Source organism: Streptomyces sp. MA5143a (assembly GCF_900290235.1).
Lineage (GTDB): Bacteria > Actinomycetota > Actinomycetes > Streptomycetales > Streptomycetaceae > Streptomyces.
Genome location: NZ_OLMK01000061.1, coordinates 137,171 through 157,170, shown reverse-complemented (window position 1 = coordinate 157,170; position 20,000 = coordinate 137,171). Strand labels below are relative to the sequence as shown.

Annotated in this window: 14 protein-coding genes and 1 pseudogene; 12 read left to right on the top strand and 3 right to left on the bottom strand. The window is 73.9% G+C overall.

Translation table 11 applies throughout. The features are described from left to right. Positions 1 to 62: 62 nt before the first annotated feature. Entirely contained in the window at positions 63 to 1,325 is a 1,263-nt protein-coding gene (locus tag SMA5143A_RS24775) for an AAA family ATPase (RefSeq protein ID WP_107465043.1), read from the top strand. Beyond that, positions 1,322 to 2,572, top strand: coding sequence for a vWA domain-containing protein (locus SMA5143A_RS24770; protein ID WP_107465042.1), 1,251 nt, complete (start codon positions 1,322 to 1,324; stop codon positions 2,570 to 2,572). The genes SMA5143A_RS24775 and SMA5143A_RS24770 overlap by 4 nt, the downstream gene beginning before the upstream one ends. On the opposite strand, the gene SMA5143A_RS44090 is transcribed toward SMA5143A_RS24770, so the two are convergent. Then, complete coding sequence (locus SMA5143A_RS44090; RefSeq protein ID WP_308812048.1) at positions 2,521 to 2,829, bottom strand: hypothetical protein; 309 nt, start codon at positions 2,827 to 2,829, stop codon at positions 2,521 to 2,523. The two genes, SMA5143A_RS24770 and SMA5143A_RS44090, sit on opposite strands and share 52 nt — an antisense overlap. Before the next feature lie 117 nt (positions 2,830 to 2,946). Here SMA5143A_RS44090 and SMA5143A_RS24760 point away from each other — a divergent pair, with 117 nt between their 5' ends. The 10 genes and pseudogenes from SMA5143A_RS24760 (at position 2,947) to SMA5143A_RS24715 (ending at position 14,516) form a co-directional block, all read left to right on the top strand. Continuing rightward, on the top strand, positions 2,947 to 4,203 hold the full coding sequence (locus tag SMA5143A_RS24760; RefSeq protein ID WP_181362001.1) for an ATP-grasp domain-containing protein: 1,257 nt from the start codon (positions 2,947 to 2,949) through the stop codon (positions 4,201 to 4,203). Next, positions 4,200 to 5,048 (top strand): Rossmann-like domain-containing protein, encoded by an 849-nt coding sequence (locus SMA5143A_RS24755; RefSeq protein ID WP_375136539.1) that lies wholly within the window; start codon positions 4,200 to 4,202, stop codon positions 5,046 to 5,048. Before SMA5143A_RS24760 ends, SMA5143A_RS24755 begins: the two co-directional genes overlap by 4 nt. After that, positions 5,045 to 6,178 carry a PLP-dependent cysteine synthase family protein gene (locus SMA5143A_RS24750; protein ID WP_107465040.1) on the top strand — a complete coding sequence of 378 codons (1,134 nt, stop codon included), beginning with the start codon at positions 5,045 to 5,047 and terminating at the stop codon, positions 6,176 to 6,178. The genes SMA5143A_RS24755 and SMA5143A_RS24750 overlap by 4 nt, the downstream gene beginning before the upstream one ends. Beyond that, the gene (locus tag SMA5143A_RS24745; protein ID WP_107465039.1) at positions 6,175 to 7,239 is read left to right on the top strand and encodes a dipeptide epimerase; all 1,065 of its coding nucleotides are present in this window, start codon (positions 6,175 to 6,177) and stop codon (positions 7,237 to 7,239) included. Before SMA5143A_RS24750 ends, SMA5143A_RS24745 begins: the two co-directional genes overlap by 4 nt. After that, positions 7,223 to 8,485, top strand: a complete 1,263-nt coding sequence (locus SMA5143A_RS24740) for an MFS transporter (RefSeq protein WP_107465091.1) — start codon at positions 7,223 to 7,225, stop codon at positions 8,483 to 8,485. The genes SMA5143A_RS24745 and SMA5143A_RS24740 overlap by 17 nt, the downstream gene beginning before the upstream one ends. Then, a complete protein-coding gene (locus tag SMA5143A_RS24735) occupies positions 8,482 to 9,309 on the top strand; it encodes a class I SAM-dependent DNA methyltransferase (protein ID WP_107465038.1) in 828 nt (275 codons plus the stop codon). Before SMA5143A_RS24740 ends, SMA5143A_RS24735 begins: the two co-directional genes overlap by 4 nt. 110 nt (positions 9,310 to 9,419) lie before the next feature. Continuing rightward, on the top strand, positions 9,420 to 11,009 hold the full coding sequence (locus tag SMA5143A_RS24730; RefSeq protein ID WP_107465037.1) for an ABC transporter substrate-binding protein: 1,590 nt from the start codon (positions 9,420 to 9,422) through the stop codon (positions 11,007 to 11,009). Further along, complete coding sequence (locus SMA5143A_RS24725) at positions 11,006 to 11,965, top strand: ABC transporter permease (RefSeq protein WP_181362000.1); 960 nt, start codon at positions 11,006 to 11,008, stop codon at positions 11,963 to 11,965. Before SMA5143A_RS24730 ends, SMA5143A_RS24725 begins: the two co-directional genes overlap by 4 nt. A 344-nt stretch (positions 11,966 to 12,309) precedes the next feature. Then, positions 12,310 to 12,711, top strand: a pseudogene (locus SMA5143A_RS44795) (ABC transporter permease subunit); the annotation flags it as partial. After that, positions 12,657 to 14,516, top strand: a complete 1,860-nt coding sequence (locus SMA5143A_RS24715; RefSeq protein WP_375136540.1) for an ABC transporter ATP-binding protein — start codon at positions 12,657 to 12,659, stop codon at positions 14,514 to 14,516. The pseudogene SMA5143A_RS44795 and the gene SMA5143A_RS24715, both read left to right, overlap by 55 nt. Before the next feature lie 52 nt (positions 14,517 to 14,568). Here SMA5143A_RS24715 and SMA5143A_RS24710 read toward each other — a convergent pair whose 3' ends face one another. Continuing rightward, on the bottom strand, positions 14,569 to 17,943 hold the full coding sequence (locus tag SMA5143A_RS24710) for a pyruvate carboxylase (RefSeq protein WP_107465034.1): 3,375 nt from the start codon (positions 17,941 to 17,943) through the stop codon (positions 14,569 to 14,571). Between the two features lie 234 nt (positions 17,944 to 18,177). Then, entirely contained in the window at positions 18,178 to 19,956 is a 1,779-nt protein-coding gene (locus SMA5143A_RS24705) for a serine/threonine-protein kinase (RefSeq protein ID WP_107465033.1), read from the bottom strand. Positions 19,957 to 20,000 lie beyond the last annotated feature (44 nt).

The following is a 20,000-nucleotide window of genomic DNA, read 5'->3' as shown; positions in this document are numbered from 1 at the left end:
TCCCCCTTCACCCGGGCCCCTGGGCCCCGGCCCGCCCCACCACACACCAAAGGTGATCACCCATGACGACTTACGCACCCTTTGCCCCTGTTTCTGCCACCCCGGAGGTGTCCTTCGCCTCCCAACTGGACGTGGCCGACGCTCTGCTGACCCTGTTGCGCGACACCACCACCGAACCCCGGCCCGACACCCAACTGGAGGCGCTGACACTGGCCGTCGCCGCCGATCTGCCCGTACTGCTGTGGGGTGAGCCGGGCATCGGCAAGACGGCGGCGCTGACCCAGCTCGCCGCCGCGCTGGACCTGCCGTTGACGACGGTGATCGCCAGCGTGCACGAGCCGTCCGACTTCTCGGGCCTGCCCGTCGTGGGCGACGACCCCGCCGAGCAGGGAGTGCCGATGGCCCCGCCGGACTGGGCGGTGCGCCTGGTGCGGGCCGGGCGGGGCCTGCTGTTCCTGGACGAGCTGTCGACCGCGCCGCCGGCCGTACAGGCCGCCCTGCTGCGGCTGGTGCTGGAGCGGCGGATCGGCACGCTCCAACTGCCGCCCGAGGTGCGGATCGTGGCCGCCGCCAACCCCCGGTCCTCGGCGGCCGACGGCTGGGAGCTGAGCCCGCCGCTCGCCAACCGGTTCGTGCACCTGCAATGGACCCACGACCACGAGGTCGTCGTCCGGGGTCTCGGCGGGACCTGGCCGCGCGCGACCCTGCCCCGGCTCGCCCCGGAGAGGCTCCCGGAAGCCGTGGACCACGCCCGCCGCGCGGTGTGCGGGCTGCTCGCGGCCCGCCCCAAGCTGGTGCACCAACTGCCCAACAGCGAGAGCCGGCGGGGCGGCGCCTGGCCCTCGCCGCGCAGCTGGGAGATGACCCTGCGGCTGATCGCCTTCGCCACCGCCTCCGGGGTCTCCCGCGACGTCCTGTCCCTGCTGGTCAGGGGCACCGTCGGCGACGGGCCGGGGCTGGAGCTGCTGGCGAGCCTGGACCGGATGGACCTGCCGGATCCCGAGGAGCTGCTCGCGGACCCGGCGCGCGCGGCGCTGCCCGACCGGGGTGATCTGCGGCAGGCGGTGCTCGACGGGGTCGTGGCGGCCGTACGGGCACGCCCGGAGAAGCCCCGCTGGGACGCCGCGTGGGCACTGCTGGTCCGGGCGTTGGAGACGGGTGCCCCGGATCTGGTGGTCGTCCCCGCGACGACGCTCGCCTCACTGCGCCGGGAGGACTGGGACGTGCCGGCGGAGATCGAGCAGCTCGCCGGAGTGGTCACGCTGTCCCGGCGGGCGGACGAGGCGGCGAGCCGTGCCGCCGCGGCGACGAAGGTCCGCCGATGAGCGCCGACACGACGAGGGCGCGCCTCGACGCGGCACTGGACCGCGACAAGCTGTTCACGGCCAGGCTCCAGGCGGCGAGGGCGCGGCCCTATCTGGCGACGGCGCTGTTCGCGCTGCATCCCGTCGTGTCCCGGCAGGTGCCCACCATGGCCGTGGACCCGCACTGGCGGTGTTACATCTCCCCCGCCTTCGTGGACCGCACACCGGTGGAGGAACTGGCGGGCGTCTGGGTGCACGAGGTGTCCCATCTGCTGCGCGACCACCACGGGCGCGGCGACCGGATCGCCAGGGAGCTGGGGCTGACCGGCCGCGGGGACCGGCTGCGGATCAACATCGCCGCGGACTGCGAGATCAACGACGACGCGTTCGGCGACCGGCTGGTCAAGCCGGAGGGCGCCGTCGAGCCGGAGACGCTGCGGCTGCGTGAGGGGCTGCTCATGGAGGAGTACCTGCGGCTGTTCCGGCTCGGGCCGTTGATGAACGATCTGGCCTGGCTGGACTGCGGCAGCGGCGCCGACGGGCTGGAGCGGGAGTGGGACCTCGGCCCCGACGGGGCGCACGGCCTGAGCGAGCGGGAGAAGGACGGGGTCCGTTTCCGGGTCGCCCAGGGCATCAAGGGGCGCCCGGGCCACGCCCCGGAGGGGTGGCGGCGATGGGCGGAGGACGCGTTCCATCCGCCGCAGCCGTGGCGGGAGTTGCTGGGCGCGGCGGTGCGTGCGGCGGTCGCCGTCGCGGGCGGGGGCGACGACTACACCTATGGCCGGCCGTCCCGGCGGTCGGCGGGGGTGCCGGGGGCGGTGCTGCCGAGTCTGCGGCGCACCCCGCCCCGGGTCTCGGTGGTCATCGACACCTCCGGGTCGGTCAGCGACGCCGAACTGGGCAGTGCGCTGCTGGAGGTGGCCGCGATCTCCCGTGCCGTGGGCGGGAGACGGGATCTGGTCACCGTGGTGCCCTGTGACGCGGCGGCCCGGATCGCTCATCCGCTGTGCCGGGCGGAGGGCATCCCCCTGGTGGGCGGTGGGGGCACGGATCTGCGGAGCGGCTTCGCCCGGGCGCTGCGGTCGCGGCCCCGGCCCGATGTCGTCGTGGTCCTGACCGACGGTCAGACACCGTGGCCGTCGAGTCGGCCCGCGTGCCGGACGGTGGTGGGCCTGTTTCCCCGGAACGGCCACTCCTGGGACGAAGAAGACCCCGACTACGTGCCGGACTCGCCGCCGGACTGGGCGCGGGTGGTCGAGATCGGGTAGGGGCGGCGTCCGGGAAGGTCCTGTGCCGCCGGGCGCGTGGGCAGGATCAGGTGCAGGAGGGGCCTCGCCGTCGCTGTCGTGACGAGGGCCATGACGACCATGGAGGAGTACAACCGGTCGTCCAGCGCGCCGAGCCGGAGGCCCACGGCCAGGATGACGAGTTCGGTCAGACCACGGGTGTTGACGAGGACGGCGAGCGCCGCTGCCGGACGGCCGGGCAGTCCGGTGGCGCGGGCCGCGCCCCTCCCTCGCCCCAACCACATGACAATGAAAATGATTATCGATAAGGTGGGCATGTCAACCCGGGCGCCTCCCTGTCGAGGCGCCGTCGGGCTGCCCTGACGCCTGAACCACACCGCACGAAAAGGGGAGCCGTGGCTCATCTGTTGGTGGTCGAGAGCTGGGTCGGATCGATGAGCAGGCTGCTGCCACGGGCCGTTCGGGAGGGCGGACACGAGTTCACGTTCCTCACCCGCGACCTGCACCACTACCTGCGCTCGGCCCCCGAGGGCACCGCGCACCCCCTGCTCGGCGCGCGCCATGTGATCACGGCCGACACCAACGACCTCGGCACGCTGCTGCCGGAGATCGAGCGGCTCGACGGCGTGTTCGGCTTCGACGGGGTCATCTCGTCCTGCGACTACTACCTGCCGGCCGTCGCCCGGATCGCCGGGCGCCTCGGACTGCCCGGACCCGGCCCGGAGGCGGTCGAGAACGCCTGCCGCAAGGACTCCACCCGCCGCGTCCTCACCGACGCGGGGGTGCCGGGACCGCGCTTCGCCGTCCACGAGGAGTGGGCCGATCTCGCGCGGGCGGCGCGGGACATCGGTTATCCGCTGGTCGTGAAGCCGGTCGACCTGTGCGCGGGCATGTATGTGCGCCGCATCGACGACGAGAGCGAACTGGCGGCTGCTGTAGGCGCGTTGACCGACTTCCCGCTGAACGCGCGCGGGCAGCGGCGGGTGCCCGCCGTGCTCCTGGAGGAGTTGCTGACCGGCCCCGAGGTGAGCGTGGAGACCGTCTCGTACGCGGGAGCGGTGCACGTCGTCGGGGTGACCGACAAGAGCATCGGCGGGGCACCGGCGTTCATCGAGACCGGGCACATGTTCCCCGCCGACCTGTCGTCGGCCGACGCGGACGCCGCCGAGCAGACGGCGCTCTGCGCGCTCAAGGCCCTCGGGTTGACCGACGGCGTCGTGGCGCACACCGAGATCAAGCTGACCCCGGACGGCCCCCGTGTCGTCGAGGTCAACCCGCGGCCCGCCGGGAACCGCATCACCGAACTGATCCGGCATGTCACCGGCATCGACCTCGCCGCTGCCGCCGTCGACGTCGCCCTCGGCGTCGCGCCCGACCTGACACGTCGCGAGACCGGGCTGCGCAGCGCGGCCGTCGGCTTCCTCGTGCCCGAGGTCTCGGGCACGCTCGACGCCCTGGACGACACCCCGTTGAAGCGCGCCGACGGGGTTCTGGAGACGCAACTCGCCGAACCGGGACGGCCGGTCAGGTCGGCCGGCAGCAACAACGAGTACCTCGGGCACATCATGGTGGGCGACCCCCGTGGGCAGGGCGCGCGGACGCAGGTCGAGGCGCTGCTCGGCGAGTTGAGCGCCGGGCTGGTGATCCGGTGACCATCGCCGTGACGGCCCGCGCGGCCACGTACGAGGAACTGCTGGAGCGGGCCCGGGCCGGAGAGCTCGGTCCCGACCCGAGGACCCTGCGGATCGCGGTGGCCTTCACGACCCGGCAGGCCGTACGGCACGACGGGCGCGGCACCGGCTACCGCAACGAGGTGCTCAGCCTGCGGCTCGCCGGTGCCGTCGGCTCCTGCGCGGTCGAGCCGGGCGCCCTGCCCGATACGGCGATCGACGACTGCGTGGGCGCCGATGTGGCCCGGCTGCTGGACCATCCGCTGGCGCCGGTGCGGGTGGCGGCGCTCGACGCCTATCTGATGCACGTCACCCCGCACACCCCGGACAACGGGGCGCGTCCGTTCGCCCTGCCGGCCGGCACCTCCCTGGAGAAGTCCCGGGCGCGGGCCGACGCGGTCGTCGACCTGCTCGATCTGCCGGCCGGCTCGACGGTCCTCGTCGTCGGGGTCGTCAACTCCCTGCTGGAAGCGCTGCGTTCCCGTGCGCTGCGGTACGTGCCGTGCGACCTCAAGGGCGGGGTGACGGAGTGGGGCGAGGAGATCGTCACCGACGCGCTCGGCGCGGCCGGCCGCTGTGACGCGCTGCTCGTCTCCGGGATGACGCTCGGCAACGACACGTTCGAACCGCTGCGGCGCCACGCCCTGCGGCACGGCAGTCAGTTGGTGGTGTTCGCGCAGACCGGCAGCGCGGTACTGCCCCGCCTCCTCGGGCACGGGGTGAGCGCCGTGTGCGCCGAGCCGTACCCGTTCTTCTGGCTGGACGCGGGTCCCGGTGTCCTGCACCGCTACCGCCTGGAGTGTCCTGGTCCGGGAGGTGGCCGGTGACCTCGCCGACCGTTCTGCGTTCCGTCGCCCGGCCGGAACTGCTGTCCCTCGTCGGACGTACACCGCTGGCGCGGATCACCGCCGACCTGCCCGGACCGCAGCCCGGCTTCTGGGCCAAGCTCGAAGGGCTCGCGGCGGGCGGCATGAAGGCGCGGGCCGCCGTGTCCATGCTGCTGGGGGCCCGCGAGCGCGGTGAGCTGCGCCCCGGCGCTCCGGTCGTGGAGTCCACGTCCGGCACCCTGGGCATCGGACTGGCCTTCGCCGGTCAGGCCCTCGGGCATCCGGTGGTCCTGGTCGGCGACAGCGAACTGGAGCCGTCCATGCGGCAGTTGCTGCGCTCCCACGGCGTACGGCTGGAGCTGGTCGACCGCCCGGCGCAGCACGGCGGCTGGCAGGCGGCCCGGCTCGCCCGGCTGCGGGAGCTGCTCGCCGTGCTGCCCGGCGCGTACTGGCCCGACCAGTACAACAACCCCGACAACACGGCCGGTTACGCCTCCCTGGCGGCCGAACTCGCGGCGCAGCTCGACCATGTGGACATCCTGGTGTGCAGTGTCGGCACCGGCGGACACAGCGCGGGCATCATCGGCCCGCTGCGGCGGCACTGGCCCGCGCTCGGTCTGATCGGCGTCGACTCCACCGGTTCCACGATCTTCGGGCAGCCGGCCCGGCCGCGGTTGATGCGCGGGCTGGGCAGCAGCATCCATCCGCGCAACGTCGCCTACGAGGCGTTCGACGAGGTCCACTGGGTGGGCCCCGCGGAAGCCGTGGACAGCTGCCGGCGGCTCGCCCGCGGCAGCTTCGTCAGCGGCGGCTGGAGCACCGGGGCGGTCGCGCTCGTCGCCGCGTGGGCGGCCCGTGTCCATCCGGGCGCCGTCGTCGCCACCGTCTTCCCCGACGGGCCGCACCGCTACCTCGGCAGCGTCTACGACGACGACTTCGCCGCCGCCCACGGCATCGACCGGGCCACGGCGGCCGTACGGCCCGTGGAGATCCCGCATCCCGGCGCGGCCGAGGCGGTCGGCTGGGTCCGCTGCCGCAGGGTCAGCGACCCCCTGGCCGCACCCGCCGTCCCGGCGGGCGGCCGGCGCCGGGTCCCCTCCGCCCCGCCCGTGACGGAGGAGAGCCTGTGAAGGTCACTCAGCGCACCGTACGGCTCGACCTCGCCGAGCCGTTGCGCATCTCGCGCTCCACCATGACCGCCCGCGAGGCGGTGTGGCTGACCGTCGAGCACGACGGTCTGCGCGGCCACGGCGAGGCCGTCACCAGCGTGTACTACGGCCTCGACGCCGACACCCTCGGGCGGCTGTGCACAACGGTCGCCACCGATCTGGAGCGCCTCCCCGATCCGGAGAGCGCGCTCCAGGCCCTCATCGACGGTGACGTGGCGGGCTCGGACACTCCGCCGGCCGTCACCGCGGCCGTGGACGCCGCGCTGCTCGACCTGGTCGGGAAGCGGGCGGGCAGCCCCGTCCACCGACTGCTCGGCGCACCGTCCGCCCCGGTGGCGGCCACCGCCCGGACCATCGGGATCACCGCGCCGGCGCGTGCCGCCACCGAGGCACGCCGGCTCGCCGCGCACGGCTTCCAGGTCGTCAAGATCAAGGCGGGCGCGCCCGATCCGGGGGACGACCTCGCGCGTGTGCGGGCCGTGCGGGACGCGGCGCCCGGCGTGCGGCTGCTCCTCGACCCCAACGGCGCCTGGACGGCGGCCCGAGCGGACGCCCTGCTGCCGCGCTTCGCGGAACTGGGCGTGGCGGCCGTCGAACAGCCCCTCGTCCCCGGCGATCCGGAGGCGCTGGCCGCCCTCGCCGAGCGCTCGCCGCTGCCGGTGATCGCCGACGAGGACGCCGTGAGCGCCGAGGACGTGCGGCGACTCGCCGGGCGCGTCCACGGGGTGAACGTCAAGCTCGCCAAGTGCGGCGGCGTCCACGCGGCCCTGGGGATCGCCGCGGCGATCGAGGGCAGCGGCACCGACATCATGCTCGGCTGCCTCACCGCCAGCAGCCTCGGTCTCGCCCCGGCCGTCCACCTCGCCGACCGGGCCCGCTGGGCCGACCTCGACGGACATCTCCTGCTCGCCCACGACCCGTGGACCGGCATCGGCGGCCACGACGGGGTCGTACGGGCAAGTGAGCTGCCGGGACTGGGAGTTCGGCCCAGGGAGGAGGTGTGTGGTGCGGACGTGGCATGAGATACGCCGCTTCCCGTTCGCCGTGCGCCTGCTGCTGGTCAACCAGCTCGGCGTCAACATCGGCTTCTATCTGCTGATCCCCTACCTGGCCACCCATCTCACCGAGAACCTGGGCATGTCGGCGGCGCTCGTCGGTGTGGTCCTCGGCGTGCGCAACCTCAGCCAGCAGGGCCTGTTCATCATCGGTGGCTCCGCCTCCGACCGGCTCGGCGCGCGGGGCGTCATCATCGCCGGGTGCGCGCTGCGGACCGTCGGGTTCGGGCTGTTCGCGCTCGGTGACGGACTGGCCGTGCTGCTGGCCGCCTCCGCGCTGAGCGGGCTCGCCGGGGCGCTGTTCAACCCCGCCGTGCGGGCCTACCTCGCGCAGGAGGCCGGGGAGCGCAAGGCGGAGGCGTTCGCTCTGTTCAACGTGTTCGCGACGACGGGCGCCCTGATCGGGCCGCTGCTGGGCAGCGCGCTGCTGCTGGTGGACTTCCGCACGTCCGCGCTGACCGCCGCCGGGATCTTCGCCGCGCTCACCGTGGCGCAGGCCCTCGTCCTGCCCGCCCGGAAGGTGGAGACTAGCGGGAGCGGTGTCCTCGGGGACTGGCGTGAGGTGCTAGGCAACCGGGTCTTCCTCGCGTTCGCGCTCGCCATGGTCGGCATGTTCACCCTGGAGAACCAGCTGTATCTGCTGCTGCCCGCCGGGGCACGCGAGGCCACCGGCTGGGACGGCGCGGCCGGTCTTGTCTTCCTCGTCGGCACCCTCGCCAACCTGGCGCTCCAGCTCAGGATCACCACAGCCCTGAAGTCGCGTGGGGACAGGGGGCGTTGGATCGCGACCGGGCTCGCCGTGATGGGGCTGGCGTTCCTGCCGCCCGCGCTGGGGGCGGGGGCCGATCCGGGTGGGTGGTTCGACGCCGTGCCGGTGCTGCTGGGCGCGCTGCTGCTGTACCTCGGGATCATGGTGGCCTCCCCGTTCGTGATGGAGCTGATCCCCCGCTTCGGCCGCCCCGAGCTGACCGGCACCTACTTCGGGATCTTCTACGTCGTCTCCGGCCTGGCCGCGGCCGTCGGCAACGCCGTCGTCGGCTGGGCCATGGACGCCGGGCAGGGGACCGGTCACGGCTGGCTGCCCTGGGTGTGCTGCGCCGTGTTCGGACTGGTCTCGGCGACCGGCGTCGCCTGGCTGCACCGTCTGGGCGCGCTGCCCGCCACCCCGGTCGCCGTCTCCCCCGCCCCGGCCGGCGAACGGAGCAGCGCGTGAGCACGTCACAGGAGCGGCAGACCGTCGATCGGACGGCGCCCCGGAACCTCCTCACCGACAACCCCGAGCTGTACGAGGCCCGTTTCCCCGACCCCGAGCGGCTCGCCGGGCGCTGGGCCGAGGACTGTCTGCGCCGCCACGGCGCGGGCGCGCGGGTGCTGGACATGGGTTGCGGCACGGGCCGCGACGCCGCACATCTGCACGGCGCCGGCCGTACCGTGACCGGCGCCGACCTCTCCGGGGCGATGCTGGCCCACGCCCGCGTCCACCATCCCGGGCCGGCGTACGTCCGGGCCGACCTGCACGGCTTCGACCTGGGGCGGGCCGCCTTCGACGCCGTCGTGTGCCTGGACAGCTCCCTGCTGTACTGCCACACCGGCGACCAGCTCGACGGCTTCCTCTCCTCCTGCCGCCGCGCGCTCGCCCCCGGCGGGCTGCTGGTCGCGGAGATGCGCAACGGCGCCTATTTCCTGGGCCGCACCGATCTGCTCGACACCCCGACCGTCGACGGCTTCACCTGGCGGGGCACCGCCTACCGGTCCACCACCACCCTCACCGTGGACCGCACCGCCCAGCTCCTGCGCCGGGTCCGCGTGTGGACCTCCGACGACGGGGCCCCGCCCCTCGAACAGCGCTCCGCGTGGCGGCTGTTGTTCCCCCTGGAACTGCGCCACGTCCTGGCCGCCCACGGCTTCGAGGTGCTCGAACTGCACGACGGACCGGGCCCCCGCACCGAACCCCTGTGGCGGGAGGGCCAGTTGCCGGGCCGTACGACGGATGCCGACCGGCTGCACCTCGTCGCACGGCTCACCGCTTCCCGCTGAAGATCACCCGCACCCCCGCTGACCAGACCCGCACGACGCGCCTCCCCCCACCGACCTTCGTCGCGCGCCTCCCCCCGCTCCCACCCACCACCACACCCCGAGGAACCTCCATGCACGACGAACGTTTCCCCGGCCTGCGCCGCCGCGGCTTCCTCGCCGCCACCGGTGCCGCCACACTCGGCGCGCTCGCCCTGACGGCGTGCGGCGGGGGCGGTACCGACGCCGAGACGGGCGGCGGCGACGACGGTACGCCGAAGCGCGGCGGGCGGCTGCGTGCCGCGTTCGCGGGCGGCGGCGCCAGCGAGACCCTGGACCCGCACCTGGCGAACCTGTTCGCGGACGTCGCCCGCGCCAAGGCGCTGTTCGACAAGCTCGCCGACTACGGCGCCGACCTGTCCGCGCAGCCGCGCCTCGCCACCAAGTGGGAGGCCAACACGACGATGGACCGCTGGCAGGTCACCCTGCGCGAGGCCACCTTCCACGACGGCAGACCGGTGACCGCGCAGGACGTGCTCTACAGCTACCGCCGTATCGCCGACCCCAAGAAGGCTTACCGCGCCAAGGCGTCCCTGGAGCCCATCGACCTCGACGCGAGCCGGGCCACCGGCGAGCGGGGCATCGAGTTCGTGCTGAAGCGGCCGACCGCCGAGTTCCCCAATGTGCTGGCCGCGTTCGGCGCGTACATCGTGCCCGAGAACGCGGGCCGGAAGGCCGGCGACTTCGACAGCAAGCCCATCGGCTCCGGCCCCTTCCGTTTCGTGTCCTTCACCCCCGGCCGCTCGGCCGTCCTGCGCCGACACGACGCGTACTGGGAGGGCGCCCCGCACCTCGACGAGCTGGAGTTCGTCGTCGCGAACGAGGAGTCCGCCCGGGTCAACGCGCTCCTCGGCGGCCAGGTCGAGTACGCCCACGAGCTGAACCCCACCACCGCGCGTGCCCACGAGGACAAGGGGCAGATCGAGATCGTCCGGCTCCGCAACAGCGCCATGCAGGGGTTCTGCATGAAGACCGACCGGGCGCCCTTCGACGACAAGCGGGTCCGTGAGGCGTTCTTCCTGATCGCCGACCGGAAGGAACTCGTCGACGGCGCGCTGTCGGGAGCCGGCGTCGTCGGCAACGACCTGTTCGGCAAGGGCTACGAGTACTACGCGGCCGACCTGCCGCAGCGCGAACAGGACCTGGACCGCGCCAAGTCCCTGCTGAAGCAGGCCGGCGCCGAGAAGCTGACGGTCCGGCTGGACACCTCGGCCGTCGCCGCCGGGTTCACCGAGGCGGCCGGCATCTTCCGCGACCAGGCCGCGAAGGCCGGTGTCACCGTCGAGGTGAGGATGGGCAGCAAGGACTCGTACTGGAGCGACATCCTCGACTCCGGCACCCTCTCCTGCTACCGCTCCGGCGCCATGCCCATCGAGGCGCACATCTCCCAGCGGCTGCTGACCGGCTCCACCACCAACGCCACCCAGTGGCGGCACAAGGACTTCGACGCGCTGTACCGGCAGGCCCAGTCCACCCGTGACCGGACGGAGCGGGCCGCCGTCTACCAGCGGATGCAGCGCCGCCTGTACGCGGAGGGCGGCTTCCTCATCTGGGGGTTCGCCGACTGGATCCTCGGCACCGCCAAGAACGTGAGGGGAGTGGAGACCGGGGCCCCCGCCAACACACTGGACTGGGCGCGCTTCGACAAGGTGTGGCTCGCGTGAGCGGAAGCGCGCTGCGCTCCTTCGTCGCCCGGCGGCTGCTCCTCGGCGCCGCGCAGACCGTGGCCGTGGTGCTGCTGGTCTTCGCGCTCACCGAGGCGCTGCCGGGCGACGCGGCCATCGCCCTGGCCGGGGACCAGCCGGACCCGGAACGCGTCGCCGCCATCCGGGAGGCCCTGCGCCTCGACCGGCCGGTGCTGGAACGGCTCGGGGACTGGGCGGCCGGACTGGCGCACGGCGACTTCGGGACCTCCCTGGCGTCCGGCCGCCCGGTGAGCCGGTACATCGCCGACGGCTTCGGCCCCACGCTGCTGCTGGCGGCGCTCACCGTGGCGCTGCTCGTGCCGCTCGGCTTCGGCCTCGGCGTGCTGGCCGCGCGGCACGAGGGCGGGCTCGTCGACCGTCTCGTCAGCGGGCTGACGCTCGCCGTGTACGCGGTGCCCGAGTTTGCCCTCGGGGTGCTGCTGGTGACGGTGTTCGCGCTGCGGCTGGGCTGGCTGCCGCCGACCGCCGTCGGCTACGGCACCGATCTCCTCGCCCATCCGGCCGCGCTCGTGCTGCCCGTGCTCGTGCTGCTCTCCCGGCCGGTGTGCTCACTGGTCCGTCTGGTGCGCGCCGGCATGGTCGACGCCCTCGGCTCCCCGTACGCGGCCCACGCCCGCCGGTACGGCGTGCCGGGCGCCCGGGTCCGCTACGCCCACGCCCTGCCGAACGCGCTCGCCCCCGCCGCCCAGCAACTCGCCCGCACCGTCGACTGGTTGCTGTGCGGTGTCATCGTCGTGGAGGCCCTCTTCGTGATCCCCGGACTCGGCACCGTCCTCCTCAACGCCGTCGCCGAACGCGATGTGCCCGTGGTGCAGGGCCTCGCCGTGGTGTTCGGCGTGCTGACGGTCGTCCTCAACCTGGGCGCCGACGTGGTCGCGCACCGGCTGGCCCCGCGCGCGGGGGTGGCCGCGTGACCACCGCCTCCCCCACCACCAGCGGCACCGGCACCGCCGCGGCCGGGCGGTGTACGGGCCGCTTCGCGCTCGGCGTCGCGATCATCGCCGTACCCCTCCTCCTCGCCCTGCTGGGCCCGGTGTTCGCGGGTGAGCCTGGCCCGCGCACGGTGTCGTTCACGCTCGGCGGGGGGCACTGGCTGGGGACGGACTTCGTGGGCCGGGACGTGTGGCGGCAGGTGCTGCACGGCGGGCGGCCCGTCGTGCTGACCGCGCTCGGCGCCGGTGTGCTCGCCTATCTCGTCGCGCTGCCGGTCGGTCTCGCCGCCGCCCTGACGCATCGGCGCTGGCTGGAGGAGCTGCTGATGCGGCCCCTGGACGTCCTGATCGCCGTGCCGTCGCTGCTGCTGATCCTGCTGGTCGCATCGGTGTTCACTCCGGGGGCCGTCGGGCTCGCCCTGCTGGTGGCACTGGTCAATGTGCCGGACGCGGCACGGCTGGTGCGCGCCGCCGCCACCGAGGCCGCCGCCCGGCCGGTCGTGGAGGCGCTGCGGCTCCAGGGCGAGAGCTGGTGGCGCACCGCGTTCGGCTGTGTCGGCCGCGGCATCCTGCGCACCCTGGGCGCCGACGCCGGCACCCGCCTCACCGGGGTGCTGTACCTGGTCGCCACGGCCGCGTTCCTCGGGGTGGGGGTGGAGCCCGACGCCGCGGACTGGGCGGTGATGGTCGACCGGAACCGCACGGGACTGTTCGTGCAGCCGTGGGCGGTGGTCGTGCCCGCGCTGCTGATCGTCGCGCTCACCACCGGCACCAACCTGCTGTTCGACGCCGCACTGGAGAAACCCGCACCGAGGACGCCCGGTGCGCGCCGGGGACGGAAGGAACGACGGCCGTGAAGCGGTACGACGACGAGGACGGCCGGTCCGCCGGGGAGCCCCTGGCCGAGATCGAGGACCTGCGGGTCGAGGTCGGCGGACGGGTCATCGTCGACGGGGTGGGTCTGCGGGCGCTGCCCGGCCGGGTGACCGCGCTGGTGGGTGCCTCGGGCAGTGGCAAGACCACTACCGGGCTGGCCCTGCTGGGCGAGTTCCCGGCGGGTGCGCGGGTCACGGGTCGCGTCCAGGTGGCGGCCGGCGGGCCGGTCGGATACGTACCGCAGCACCCGGCGGCCGTCCTCAACCCCGCCCGCCGGGTCTCGGCGCTGCTGACCGACATCGCCCGCGCCCAGGTGCGGGACCTGCCCCGGCCGGAGCGCCGGGCGGCAGCCCGCGAGCGGGTCCTGCGGGCCCTCGCCGACGCGCAACTACCCGACGGGGAGGCTCTGTTGCGGCGGTATCCGCATCAGCTGTCCGGTGGTCAGCAACAGCGGGTCGTCCTCGCGCAGGCCCTGCTGCTCGGGGCCCGGGTCGTCGTGGCCGACGAGCCCACGACCGGTCAGGACGCGCTGACCAAGAGCCGTGTGGTCGACCAGCTGGCGGCGGTCGCGGCCCGCGGCTTCGCGGTCGTGCTGCTCAGCCACGACCTGGACGTCGTCCACGCGCTCGCCGACGAGATCCACGTCATGCGGGACGGCCGGATCGTGGAGTCGGGCCCCGCACGGCGGGTGTGGCTCGCGCCCCGGCACGAGTGGACCCGCGAACTCCTCCGGTCCAGGCCGTTGTTGTCGGACACGGCGGAGCAGGGCCGTCCCGAGGATGCGGAGGAGCAGGGCCGTCCCAATGATGCGGAGGAGCAGGGCCGTCCCAAGGATGGGGTGGAGCCGGACCGTCCCGAGGACGCGGCGGAGCCCGTGCTGCGCGTGCGGAACCTCACCGCCCGCCACCGGGACGGCTCCCGGCGGGGTCCGACCGTGGCCGTTCGGGCACCCGAACTCGCCCTGTACTCCGGGCAGTGCCTGGCCGTGGTGGGCCGCTCGGGCAGCGGCAAGACCACCTTGGCCCGCTGTCTGGCGGGGCTGCACCGCGACCACGACGGCGAGGTCCTCCTCGACGGCGCTCCTCTGCCGCGCAGCCTCCGGGACCGGCGCCGGGAGCACCTGGCGGCCGTGCAGTACGTGTTCCAGGACGCCCGCGCCGCCTTCGACGAGCACCGCCCGGTGCTGTCCCAGGTCGCGCGGACGGCGGTCCGGCTGCGCGGCGCCGCACCCGGCGCGGCGGAGGCCGAGGCGCTCACCACGCTGGCCCGCCTCGGCCTGCCGGCGGAGCTGGTGCGCCGCCGCCCGGACCGGCTGTCCGGCGGTGAGCTCCAGCGCGCAGCCCTGGCCCGTGCCCTCCTGGCCCGCCCGCGCGTCCTCCTCTGCGACGAGATCACCTCCGGGCTCGACACCGTCACCCGGCGGGGCATCCTGGACGTCCTCACCGGACTGCTCGACGGCGACGACGGACTCTCCCTGGTCCTGATCACCCACGACCTGGACACGGCGGCCGTCGCCCACCACGTCGCCGTCCTGGACGACGGGCAGATCGTCGAACAGGGTCCCACCCACCGGATCCTGACGACGCCGCGCCACCCGTTCACCGCCTCCCTCATGGCCACCGTCGCACCACGAGGACGTGCCACGGGCCCAGGGTGACGGCGGCCGCAGGGGCGGCGAACGGACGGACGCGGGCGTCGCCGTTCCCGCCTCAGCGGATCTCGACGAGGAGGTCTCCGCCCTCCACCTGCTGGATCCGGTTGATGGCGAGCCGGGAGACCCGCCCGGCCTTCGGGGCGGTGATCGCGGCCTCCATCTTCATGGCCTCGATGGTGGCGACGGTGGCGCCGGACTCGACCTCGTCGCCCTCGGCGACCGCGAGGGTCACCACTCCGGCGAACGGGGCGGCGACATGGCCGGGGTCGGAGCGGTCGGCCTTCTCGGTGGCGGGGATGTCGGAGGAGGCGGCGGCGTCACGGACCTGAATGGGCCGCAGCTGGCCGTTGAGGGTGGCCATCACGGTGCGCATACCGCGCTCGTCGGCCTCGCCCACGGCCTCCAGACCGATCAGGAGCCGCACCCCGGGTTCCAGGTCGACGGCGTACTCCTTGCCGGGGCCGAGCCCGTAGAAGAAGTCCTTGCTGTCGAGGACGCTGGTGTCGCCGTACGTCTGCCGGTGGGTCTCGAACTCGCGGGTCGGGGCGGGGAACAGCAGCCGGTTGAGGGTGGCGCGCCGGTCCTTCTCCAGTCCCTCGCGGTCCTCGGCGGTCAGCTCCCGCACGGGCTTGGCCTCGCCGCGGCCCTGGAGGGCCTTGGTGCGGAACGGCTCGGGCCAGCCGCCGGGCGGGGTGCCGAGTTCACCGCGGAGGAAGCCGACGACGGAGTCGGGGATGTCGAACCGGTCGGGGGTGGCCTCGAAGTCGGCCGGGGCCACCCCGGCGCCGACCAGGTGCAGGGCGAGGTCGCCGACCACCTTCGACGAGGGGGTGACCTTCACGAGGTGGCCGAGGATGCGGTCGGCGGCGGTGTACATCGCCTCGATGTCCTCGAAGCGGTCGCCGAGGCCGAGGGCCACGGCCTGGGTGCGCAGGTTGGAGAGCTGACCGCCGGGGATCTCGTGGTCGTAGACACGGCCGGTCGGTGAGGCGAGGCCCGCCTCGAACGGGGCGTAGATCTTGCGGACGCTCTCCCAGTAGGGCTCCAGGTCACCGACGGCCCTGAGGTCGAGGCCGGTGGGCCGGTCGGAGTGGTCGGTGGCGGCGACGATCGCCGACAGGGAGGGCTGCGAGGTCGTGCCGGCCATCGACGCCACGGCTCCGTCGACGGCGTCGGCGCCCGCCTGGATCGCGGCGAGGTAGGTGGCGAGCTGCCCGCCCGCGGTGTCGTGGGTGTGGATGTGGACCGGCAGGTCGAACTCGCGGCGCAGCGCGGACACCAGCTTGGTGGCGGCCGGGGCGCGCAGCAGGCCCGCCATGTCCTTGACGGCGAGGACATGGGCGCCGGCCTCGACGATCTGCTCGGCGAGCCGCAGGTAGTAGTCGAGGGTGTAGAGCTTCTCCGCCGGGTCGGACAGGTCGGAGGTGTAGCAGAGGGCGACCTCGGCGACGGCCGTCCCGGTGGCCCGTACGGCGTCGATGGCGGGCCGCATCTGGCTCACGTCGTTGAGCGCGTCGAAGATGCGGAAGATGTCGATGCCGGTGCGCGCGGCCTCCTCCACGAAGGCGTCGGTCACCTCCGTCGGGTACGGGGTGTAGCCGACGGTGTTGCGGCCCCGCAGCAGCATCTGGAGACAGATGTTCGGTACGGCCTCGCGGAAGGCGGCCAGCCGCTCCCAGGGGTCCTCGGCGAGGAACCTGAGGGCGACGTCGTAGGTGGCGCCGCCCCAGCACTCCAGGGAGAGCAGCTGCGGCAGGGTCCGCGCCACGGTGGGGGCGACGGCGAGCATGTCCTTGGTGCGGACGCGGGTCGCGAGCAGCGACTGGTGGGCGTCGCGGAACGTGGTGTCGGTGACGCCGATGGTCGGCGACCGGCGCAGCCAGCTCGCGAAGCCCTCCGGGCCCAGCTCGACGAGCTTCTGCTTCGACCCGGCGGGCGGCCGCGCGGCGGACACGGCGGGGATCTTGCCCGCCGGGTCGATGAGCACGGGCCGCTCGCCGTGCGGCTTGTTGACCGTCACGTCGGCCAGGTAGGTGAGGAGCTTCGTGCCCCGGTCGGCGGAGTGACGGGAGGTGAGCAGATGCGGGCGCTGCTCGATGAACGACGTGGTGACGCGGCCCGCCTGGAAGTCCGGGTCGTCGAGGACGGCCTGGAGGAACGGGATGTTCGTGGCGACGCCGCGGATGCGGAACTCGGCGACGGCACGCCGGGCCCGGTTGACGGCGGTGGTGAAGTCCCGGCCCCGGCAGCTGAGCTTGACCAGCATCGAGTCGAAGTGCGCGCTGATCTCGGTACCGGCGTGGGTCGTACCGCCGTCGAGGCGGATGCCGGAGCCGCCGGGCGAGCGGTAGGCGCTGATCCGGCCCGTGTCGGGGCGGAAGCCGTTCGCCGGGTCCTCGGTGGTGATACGGCACTGGAGGGCGGCGCCGCGCAGGGTGACCGTCTCCTGGGAGAGGCCGAGGTCCGCGAGGGTCGCCCCGGCGGCGATGCGCAGCTGCGACTGCACGAGGTCGACGTCGGTGACCTCCTCGGTCACCGTGTGCTCGACCTGGATACGGGGGTTCATCTCGATGAAGACGTGGTTGCCGTCGCGGTCGAGGAGGAACTCGACGGTGCCCGCGTTGCGGTAGCCGATCTCCCGGGCGAACCGGACGGCGTCGGCGCAGATCCGGTCCCGCAGCTCCGGGTCGAGGTTCGGGGCGGGCGCCAGCTCGATGACCTTCTGGTGGCGGCGCTGCACCGAACAGTCACGCTCGAACAGGTGGATGACGTTGCCGTGGCCGTCGGCGAGGATCTGCACCTCGATGTGGCGGGGCTCGACGACGGCCTTCTCCAGGAAGACGGTGGGGTCGCCGAACGCGGACGCGGCCTCGCGGGACGCCGCCTCGATGGCCTCGCGCAGCGCCGCGGGTTCCTCGACGCGGCGCATTCCGCGCCCACCGCCGCCGGCGACCGCCTTCACGAAGACCGGGAAGCCGATCCCGTCGGCGGCGCGCACCAGTTCGTCCACGTCGGTGGAGGGCTCGGAGGACCCGAGCACCGGTACGCCGGCCGCGCGGGCGGCGGCGACGGCGCGGGCCTTGTTGCCCGTCAGTTCCAGGATGTGGGCGCTCGGTCCGACGAACGTGATGCCCGCCTCCTCGCACGCCCGCGCGAGTTCGGGGTTCTCGGACAGGAAGCCGTACCCCGGGTAGACGGCGTCGGCGCCGGCCTGACGGGCCGCGCGCATGATCTCGTCGACGGAGAGATAAGCCCGTACGGGATGGCCCGGCTCACCGATCTCATAGGCCTCGTCGGCCTTGAGCCGGTGCAGCGAGTTGCGGTCCTCGTGGGGGAAGACGGCGACCGTCCGCGCGCCCACTTCGTACCCGGCGCGGAACGCGCGGATCGCGATCTCGCCACGGTTGGCGACCAGTACCTTGCGGAGCATCCCTGATCCCTTCGGCCTGCGATGAGGAACACCATGGTCGCGGCAATGTAGCCCACGTGCCATGAGAGTCGTGTCACTGAGTGCCAGTATTTTTCGGACCGATGTGGAGGAAGGGATCGAATCCTCGGTGAAGGATGCGGCCCATCCCTGTCCCACAGTGCCATCGAACGTCGGACGGGTGGCCGGTTTCGTATGCGGTGCGCGTGGCTGGTCTCGTCCGCCGGGCGCGGGCGGTCACTCCGGCAGGGCGAACTGGCTCCCCGTCTTCTGCCCGTCCTCCGAGACGGCCGCGGCCACACAGCGGAAGACGCGCAGCCCCTTGTCCCACTCCGGGGCCGTCGGCGGGAGGATGTCGACGTTCCATTCGTCCGCGACGTCCCGGCCGTCCGGGAGCATGGACGCGGCCATGACCTTCTGGGAGCAGAGCGCCTTGACGTCGGGGTGCCGGATGAGGTCGCGCGCGTTGTTCGTCTGACCGTCCTCGGGGAGCGGGGCGATCGCGAACGTCTCCCACACGTGCCGGGTCCGGCAGTCGGCGCGGCTGACGGTGATGAGCCCGGAGACGTCGGTGATGCCGCTCCAGCACTCGGGGCTGACGACGCACCGGCCGCCCAACCCGTCGACCTCCGACGCGGGACAGTTCCGGGTCGTGGTCGCGACCCCGCCGAAACCGGAGGCGGCCTTGTCCGCGCCGGTGGCGGGCGCCGAGGGGGCCCCGGTATGGCCCCGGTCCCCACGGTCACCCTCACCGCTCCCCTGGTTGACCACCACGGTGACCGACACGCTCACGGAGACGGCCACGGCCGCGACCACGGCGATCAGCAGGGGCCGCCGCGCTCTCCCGCGCCCGTCGCCGCCGCCCCGGCGTCCCGCCGCCCCGGCTCCCTCGGTCGGGTCGCCCGCGCTCCCGGGCGGGGCACCGGCGGTCGTGTCGCCGGCGGGGCCGCGGCCCATCGTGGTGTCACCCACGGCCCCGCGCCCCACCGTGCCGTCGACGACCGGCCCCCACCCCGTCGTCGTGTCGCGGTGTCCACCGGCGCCGCCGGGCGGCGCCGCGGTCGTCGGCGACGCGGGCACCGCGTCCCGGTACGCCGGGACGGTGGCCATGGTGGGCGCGGGCCCGAAGCCGCCGCCACCCCGGCCACTCCCACCCCTGCCGTCCCTGTCCCCGGTGCCGCCCAGGTCGACGGTGTCGAGGTCGACCGCGGCGAGGGCGTCGCGGAACGCGCCCGCGTCGGAGAGCCGGTGACGCGGGTCGGGGGCGAGGGCGTACCGGAGGGCCGAGTTGAGGCCGGTGGGCACGCCGGGCAGGTCGGGGTACGGCCAGGTGTGGCGCACGATCAGCTCGGCGAGGCTGAGCTGGGTCCCGTCGTCCGGGTGGTGGGGCGGGCGGCCCCGCAGCAGCGCGTAGACAGTGGCGGCCAGGGAGTAGACGTCGCCGGCGGGGGCGGGTTCGGCCATGTGGAAGGCCTCGGGCGGCGCGTACGCGGGGGTCAACGCCTCGCGGGTCACGGACAGTTCGCGGCCGGGCCGGGGCATGGCCGCGAGTCCGAAGTCGGTGAGGGCCACGCCGCCGTAGCGGTTGACCATGACGTTGCCGGGTTTGATGTCGCGGTGCAGGACGCCCGCGGCGTGGGCGGCGGCGACCGCGTCCGCGAGGCCCACGCCGATGTCGCGCGCCTCCTTGAGGGGCAGGGGTCCCCGCCGGTGCAGCCGGTCCCCCAGGGAGCCGCCGGGGCACAACTCCAGCACCATGTAGGGGCGGTTGTCGGCGAGGACCCCGGCGTCGTACACGGGCACCACGTGCGGGTGCCCGGAGAGCTGCCCGGCCGCCGTGACCTCCCGCAGGAAACGCTGCCGGTCACGCGCCGAGGACAGCACCTGGCTGTCCACCTTCAGCGCGACCTCCCGGCCGACGGCCAGCTGCCGGGCCCGGTACACGGTGGCGAACCCGCCCCGGCCCAGGACCTCCTGGACCTCGTAACCGGGCAGTTCCGTTCTGTCGGGCTCCATGGTGCCGTCAACCCCCAGCGCGCGGCCACGGGCAGCACGTCCGC

Excerpts from the sequence above, each read along its gene's own strand:
- SMA5143A_RS24705 (WP_107465033.1), bottom strand. The coding sequence starts at position 19,956 with ATGGAGCCCGACAGAACGGAACTGCCCGGTTACGAGGTCCAGGAGGTC.
- SMA5143A_RS24730 (WP_107465037.1), top strand. The coding sequence starts at position 9,420 with ATGCACGACGAACGTTTCCCCGGCCTGCGCCGCCGCGGCTTCCTCGCC.
- SMA5143A_RS24710 (WP_107465034.1), bottom strand. The coding sequence starts at position 17,943 with ATGCTCCGCAAGGTACTGGTCGCCAACCGTGGCGAGATCGCGATCCGC.
- SMA5143A_RS24775 (WP_107465043.1), top strand. The coding sequence starts at position 63 with ATGACGACTTACGCACCCTTTGCCCCTGTTTCTGCCACCCCGGAGGTG.
- SMA5143A_RS24770 (WP_107465042.1), top strand. The coding sequence starts at position 1,322 with ATGAGCGCCGACACGACGAGGGCGCGCCTCGACGCGGCACTGGACCGC.